Raw genomic sequence first — 1,533 nt, forward strand, 5'->3', positions numbered from 1 at the left:
ACGCGAGCCGTTCCTCGCCGACCTCGTGCGCGGCCACGTCGCCACCATCCTCGGCTACCGCTCCGGCCAGGACGTCGGCCGCACCCTGGCCTTCCGGGAACTCGGCTTCGACTCCCTGGCCGCCGTCGAACTGCGCAACCGGCTCACCACGGCGACCGGCCTGAAGCTGCCCGCCACCCTCGTCTTCGACCACCCGACCCCGGCCGTCCTCGCCCGCCACCTGCTCGGCGAACTCACCGGCACCCTCGCCCCGGCACCCGCCCGCACCGCCCCGCGCCCCGCCGCCGACGACGAGCCGATCGCCGTCGTCGGCATGGCCTGCCGCTTCCCCGGCGGCATCGCCTCCCCGGAGGACCTGTGGCGGCTGGTCGCCGAAGGCCGGGACGCCGTCGGCGAGTTCCCCGCCGACCGCGGCTGGGACCTCGACCGCCTCTACGACCCCACCCTGGACCGCCCCGGCACCAGCTACACCCGGCACGGTGCCTTCCTGTACGACGCGGCCGGCTTCGACCCCGCGTTCTTCGCCATGGACGACGAGGAGGCCCTGGTCACCGACCCCCAGCAGCGGCTGCTGCTGGAGACCTCCTGGGAGGCGCTGGAGCGTGCCTCCATCGACCCCGCGACCCTGCGCGGCTCCGACACCGGTGTGTTCGCGGGCGTCATGTACCACGACTACTTCGGCAGTTACGGCTCCGGCAGCGTGGTCTCCGGCCGGGTCGCCTACACCCTCGGCCTGGAGGGGCCCACGCTCAGCGTCGACACCGCCTGCTCCTCCTCGCTGGTCGCGCTGCACCTGGCCGCCCAGGCGCTGCGGCAGGGCGACTGCTCGCTGGCGCTGGCCGGGGGAGTGACCGTCATGGCCACCCCGGGCACCTTCGTGGAGTTCAGCCGGCACCGGGGCCTGTCCCGGGACGGCCGCTGCAAGCCGTTCGCGGACGCCGCCGACGGCACCGGCTTCGGCGAGGGCGCCGGCGTGCTGCTGCTGGAGCGGCTCTCCGACGCCCACCGCAACGGCCGCCGCGTCCTCGCGGTGCTGCGCGGCACCGCCGTCAACCAGGACGGCGCCTCCAACGGCATCAGCGCCCCCAACGGGCCCGCCCAGCAGCGCGTCATCCGCCGCGCCCTCGAAGCGGCCGGGGTCGCAGCGTCCGACGTCGACGTGGTCGAGGCGCACGGCACCGGCACCACCCTCGGCGACCCCATCGAGGCCCAGGCGCTGATCGCCACCTACGGCAGCGAACACACCGACGACCGCCCGCTGTGGCTCGGCTCGGTCAAGTCCAACCTGGGCCACACCCAGGCCGCCGCCGGAGTCGCCGGCGTCATCAAGATGATCGAGGCGCTGCGCCACGAGACCCTGCCCGCCAGCCTCGGCGTGGACCGGCCCACCCGGCACGTGGAGTGGGAGGGAAGCAACGTCCGGCTGCTCACCGAGAACCGCCCCTGGCCGGACCCGGGCCGCCCGCGCCGCGCGGGCGTCTCCTCCTTCGGCATCTCGGGCACCAACGCCCACGTCATCATCGAGGCCGCACC

At 74.9% G+C, this 1,533-nt stretch carries 1 protein-coding gene; it reads left to right on the forward strand.

All coding sequences use genetic code 11. The features are described 5' to 3' along the window. Positions 1-1,533, forward strand: a 1,533-nt coding sequence (locus H5J33_RS34810; protein WP_181798646.1) for a beta-ketoacyl synthase N-terminal-like domain-containing protein, incomplete at both ends; no start/stop codon positions are given.

Source organism: Streptomyces sp. WELS2, assembly GCF_013870595.1.
Taxonomy (GTDB): Bacteria; Actinomycetota; Actinomycetes; order Streptomycetales; family Streptomycetaceae; genus Streptomyces.